The 4,872-nt window shown below is 64.7% G+C and carries 6 protein-coding genes; all 6 read right to left on the bottom strand.

Going from position 1 to position 4,872, the window contains the following annotated elements:
* The coding region (locus tag QZ266_RS07415; RefSeq protein ID WP_295693367.1) for an FAD-binding protein at positions 1–888 on the bottom strand (888 nt) is incomplete at its 3' end.
* A 5-nt stretch (positions 889–893) separates the two neighbouring features.
* On the bottom strand, positions 894–2,033 hold the full coding sequence (nadA, locus tag QZ266_RS07410; protein ID WP_366523988.1) for a quinolinate synthase NadA: 1,140 nt from the start codon (positions 2,031–2,033) through the stop codon (positions 894–896).
* A gap of 118 nt (positions 2,034–2,151) precedes the next feature.
* Positions 2,152–2,406 carry a hypothetical protein gene (locus QZ266_RS07405; RefSeq protein ID WP_295693363.1) on the bottom strand — a complete coding sequence of 85 codons (255 nt, stop codon included), beginning with the start codon at positions 2,404–2,406 and terminating at the stop codon, positions 2,152–2,154.
* Positions 2,407–2,529: 123 nt separating this feature from the next.
* Positions 2,530–3,213, bottom strand: coding sequence for an RluA family pseudouridine synthase (locus QZ266_RS07400; RefSeq protein WP_295693360.1), 684 nt, complete (start codon positions 3,211–3,213; stop codon positions 2,530–2,532).
* Between the two features lie 5 nt (positions 3,214–3,218).
* A complete protein-coding gene (locus QZ266_RS07395) occupies positions 3,219–4,190 on the bottom strand; it encodes an NAD regulator (protein ID WP_295693357.1) in 972 nt (323 codons plus the stop codon).
* Positions 4,190–4,807, bottom strand: a complete 618-nt coding sequence (locus tag QZ266_RS07390) for an HD family hydrolase (protein ID WP_295693355.1) — start codon at positions 4,805–4,807, stop codon at positions 4,190–4,192. The genes QZ266_RS07395 and QZ266_RS07390 overlap by 1 nt, the downstream gene beginning before the upstream one ends.
* Between the last annotated feature and the right edge of the window lie 65 nt (positions 4,808–4,872).

Below are 4,872 nucleotides of genomic sequence, written 5' to 3'. Positions count from 1 at the left end.
GGCCTCGCGGCAATCGAGGAAGGCGCCTTTTCCCGACGCGTTCTGGCGATGCACGGCACGGGCGACCACATCGCGCGGGGCCAGTTCGGCATCATCGTGGATCGCCTTCATGAAACGATGACCGGTCTGGTCGACCAGGATCGCCCCTTCACCGCGCAGCGCCTCGGTGCACAGGGGCGCCGGATCGAGGCCGGCATTGAGCGCGGTCGGATGGAATTGCACGAATTCGGGGTCACGGATCACCGCGCCCAGACGGGCTGCCATGGCCATGGCCTGGCCCTGCGCGATCGCCGGTGTGGTGGTCAGGGCGAACAGGCCGCCTGCGCCGCCCATGGCGAGCAGGGTGGTGTCGGTGTCGATGGTTTCGATCTCACCGTCGGGGCCTTGTGCGATCGCACCTGTGCAGGCGCTCGCATCGCCCAGCAAGGAGACCGCTCTCCAGCCATCGCGGATCTCGATGTGGTCCGCCGCGCGAACCGCCTCGATCAGCGTCGCCATGATCGCCGCGCCGGCCCCATCGCCCTTTACCCTTGCGACCCGCGGCCGCGAATGCGCCGCCTCGCGGGACAGCGACCAGTCCGCGCCCTCGCGCTCAAACGGCGCGCCCAGCTCGGCCAGCTCTGCAACTTCCGCCGCCGCGCCTTCGGCCAGGGCGAGCGCGGCCTCGCGGTCGACCAGTCCGGCCCCGGCCGCAATCGTGTCATGCGCATGCAGCGCCGCACTGTCATCCGCCGCCAGGGCCGCAGACACCCCGCCCTGCGCCCAACCCGATGCCGCGCCTTCACCCAGCGGTGCGCCGGTGAGCAGAACCACCGGCCGCGGGGCGAGCTTCAGCGCTGCCCAGAGCCCGGCAATCCCAGCGCCACAGATGAGGGTGGGGCGGGTCATGGGGATCAGATCGCCACCAGATCCACACGCTTTTCCGGCTTGGTCGGGTCAAAGCTGGCAGGCTTGTCCGGCTTGGGCAGGTCGAGCATGGCCTGGACGGAGGCGCGGGCGCCTTCGATCACGTCGTCGGGGACGGTGACTTCATGCTGTTCCAGGCGCAGGCAGTCATAGATGTTTTCCAGCGTGATCCGCTTCATGTGCGGGCACAGATTGCAGGGGCGGATGAATTCCACCTCGGGGACATCGGCGGCGACATTGTCGCTCATGGAGCACTCGGTCAGGAGGACGGCTTTCTTGGCCCCTGAATCCTTGGCCCAGTCGGCCATGGCGGCGGTCGAGCCGGCGAAATCGGCGGCCTGGACGACCTTAAGCGGGCTCTCCGGATGGGTGATGATGACCACGCCGGGATGAGCGTCGCGCAGGTCCTGGATGTCCTGGGCCGTGAATTGCTCGTGGACTTCACAAGCGCCGGCCCAGGTCAGGATTTTCAAATCGGTCTGGGCGGCGACATTCTTGGCCAGATACTGGTCGGGCAAGAGGATGACGGTATCGCTGCCAAGGCTCTCGACCACCTGCACGGCATTCGAGCTGGTGCAGCAGATATCGCACTCCGCTTTCACATCCGCCGAGGTGTTCACATAGGTCACCACCGGCACGCCGGGATAGGCCGCCTTGATGCGGCGCACATCCTCGCCCGTGATCGAGCTCGCCAGCGAACAGCCGGCCCGGGTATCGGGGATGAGGACAGTCTTTTCCGGTGCCAGGACCTTGGCGGTCTCGGCCATGAAGTGGACGCCGGCCTGGACGATGATGTCGGCGTCGCTCTCCGCCGCCATGCGGGCCAGGGCGAGACTGTCGCCCATCAGGTCGCCGACGCAGTGGAAAATATCGGCCGTCATGTAGTTATGGGCCAGGATGACCGCGTTCTTTTCTTTTTTCAGCTGGTTGATGGCGTGGATGAGGGGGGCTTTGGCGGGCCACTCCATCGGCGTCACGACATGGCTGACCTTGGCATAGAGGTGGTCCGTGGCGGCTTTCACCTCGTCCGTATACGCCAGTTCGGGCCGATCCTGATCTAAGCCCGCAAGCGTGCCGTCCATATTCATCCGGTCCATTTTTCCCTCACTTTTGCTCAAATCGAGCATATCTAGGGTCTGAAAAGAGGCGATGGCGGGAGGGCCATCACCGGGAACGCGGTCTTATGCTCGAAATGAGATTAACCGTGAGATCGGTATATGCTCATCCTGAGCATTGCGCAAGGGGTCAGAGGAAAGTGGCGACGCTTGTTGCGGATGCGGCGGCGCTATAGCCGAGGCCGCCGAGCGCGATCGCCGGAATCATGAGGCGCCATCGAATTCGGTTCTGTCGAGTGCTGAAAATGACCACCATCAGAATGATACAGGCACTGGCCCCGCCCCAACCAAACAGCTCAAACTTGATGGCAAGAAGGGCGAAGCAAACCGAAATGCAAAGCAGAAATGCCTGGACAAAATCCCTTATACTCAGACGCTCAGGCACGTTGTCCCCCAACAACGAAATTAATTTCAGATCGCATTTAATGCGGAAGCACGCCTCGCGCGCAACAGCAAACTTACCTCGCAGCTGCAAATGATCATGATCAAGTTGTCGAATTGAGCTGCACTAGAAGGGCGGATTGCTCTCGAATGCGACAGTCGCACCACCGTCAGGATGGCGAAAGCCCAGGCGTTCGGCATGCAGGCAGAGCCGGTCACTCGCGGCCAGCGCGTCGGCATGGGCGTAGAGATTATCGCCGAGAATGGGGTGGCCGAGATGGGCCATGTGGACGCGCAATTGGTGGGAGCGTCCGGTCCTTGGCGCCAGCTGGACGCGGCTTGCGCCCTGCGAGCGCTCCAGAATTCTCCAGCCGGTCTGGGCCGGGCGGCCGCGCTCATGGCAGATCATCTGTTTGGGACGGTTCGGCCAGTCGGTGATGATCGGCTGATCTATCTCGCCGCCATCCTCGGCCAGCTCGCCCCAGACCCGGGCGATGTAGGATTTCGTGGTCTGGCGCTTTTCGAACTGCTTGCCGATATGAGCCTGGGCGTAGGGCGTCAGGGCCAGCACGATCACCCCGGACGTGTCCATGTCGAGCCGGTGGATGATGCGCGCGGTCGGGAATTCAGTCCGCGCCCGCGCTTCCAGGCAATCGGCGCGCTCCGGCCGGTTGCCCGGCACGGTGAGCAGGCCGGAGGGCTTGTCGAGCACCAGGATGTGGTCGTCCTGGTGGATGACGGGCAGCGGCCCGGCGGGCGGCGGCCGGTACTCGAAGGGGCGCGGCGATGAGGCGCTTGCGGCGTCCGACACCGGTTTCAGCCCTCTTTCAGGCGCGGGGTCGACAGGCCCAGGGAGGGAAGGCCGGCCAGCGCTTCTCGGCGATAGCGGAAGAGTTCGGCCGGACGGCCACCGGTGCGGCTCTCGACCTTGCCCGTACCGTCAACAAAGCCGGACCGGTCCAGGGCGCGGCGGAAATTCTGCTTGTGCAGGCGATAGCCGACCACCGCCTCGACCACTTGCTGGAGGGCGGACAGGGTGAAGACATCCTCCATGAGCTCGAAGATCACCGGTCGGTATTTGATCTTGCCGCGCAGGCGCGAGATGGCGGTCGCCAGGATGCGGCGATGGTCCGACGCCATGGCCTGTCCCAGTCCCGGTGCAACCAGTTCGGTCTCGGTCTGACCGTCGCGGGCCGCTTCATCGACCAGGCCGGCTTCATACAGGAGCTCATAGCGATCCAGGGCCCGCCCCTCCTGCCAGCCGCCGGGATTGAGGCCGAAGCATTGCTTGATCCGGTCATGACAGGAGGCGCGGCGGCCTGGGCCACCGGCCTCGTCGGCCCAGGCGGACAGGCGCGGCAGGATCTGGCGGTCAATGATTTCCGGCCGGCCCTCGCGCCAGTCTTCCCAGGGAAAGAAGCGATACCAGGCGCGCCATTGGCCACCGCCCTCGGGCGGGTCGGATACATCCGGGGTCAGGGCGAGATAGCCGATCGAGATGATGCGGTCATCCTCCGACCCGGTCATCGCCGCGACCGGGGCTTCACGGCCGCGATCGCCGAAAGTGTAGAGCTGCTCGACATAGCCGAGCTGGAAGCGCGCCTGCTCGTCCACCCAGCGGCGCAGACCGATCTCCAGCGTGCGGTGCTCGGTGGGATCAAAGGGGCCGAAGGGCAGGGCTTGCCCGCCACCCGGCTGCGGCACGATCAGAACTTGGGGGACGTCGCCATCAACCGCCAGGATGACCGCGTTGAGGCCGACAGAAAGAGACTGGCCGGCCTTGTCCATCACCCGGCCTCGAGCTCGGCCAGGACCTCGGCGAAGACGTCGAGGAAAAGTTGCTGGGCAGTCTTCACAGGCAGCGGCTTGATCGCGATCTCCAGTCCGGCCGGGGGACGACCAAAGAATTTCACGGATTCGGCGTGGCTGAAACCGGCGATCTGGGTCGCCTCGAAATAGGCGCAGATGACATCGGCCCGCTTGATCTTGCGCTTGACCTCGGCGGGCAGTTTCGGCGGCAGGCCGAAGCGCAGCTGGATTGCCGCCTCGAGCCGGTCCTCGAATTCGCGGTAATTGACGCCCAATGCGGCCTTGAACGGGCTGATCATGTCACCGATCACATATTCCGAAGCATCGTGGAGGAGCGCCGCCAGACGCCATTTCTGCTCGAGCTCCGGATAGAGAAAGTCGAGGATTTCCAGCACCACGACCGAGTGTTCGGCGACGGAGAAGGCGTGATCACCCTTGGTCTGCCCATTCCAGCGCGCCACGCGCGCCAGGCCATGCGCGATATCCTCGATCTCGACATCAAAGGGCGACGGATCAAGCAGGTCGAGCCTGCGTCCGGAAATCATTCTCTGCCAGGCGCGGGGGGCTTCCTTGGTTTTCTTGTCGGCAGCAGGCATTGCGTCACTTCTCGTCAGCTTCGGGCGGGCAGGGGAGATAGCAGAGAACCGCCCCCGCGACCAAT

Source organism: uncultured Maricaulis sp., from assembly GCF_905480005.1.
GTDB lineage: Bacteria > Pseudomonadota > Alphaproteobacteria > Caulobacterales > Maricaulaceae > Maricaulis.
This window is presented reverse-complemented; position numbering and strand designations above follow the sequence as displayed.

What these genes read in the sequence shown, in the direction of transcription:
- nadA (WP_366523988.1), bottom strand. Translation starts at nt 2,033, where the DNA reads ATGCTCGATTTGAGCAAAAGTGAGGGAAAAATGGACCGGATGAATATG.
- QZ266_RS07395 (WP_295693357.1), bottom strand. Translation starts at nt 4,190, where the DNA reads ATGGACAAGGCCGGCCAGTCTCTTTCTGTCGGCCTCAACGCGGTCATC.
- QZ266_RS07390 (WP_295693355.1), bottom strand. Translation starts at nt 4,807, where the DNA reads ATGCCTGCTGCCGACAAGAAAACCAAGGAAGCCCCCCGCGCCTGGCAG.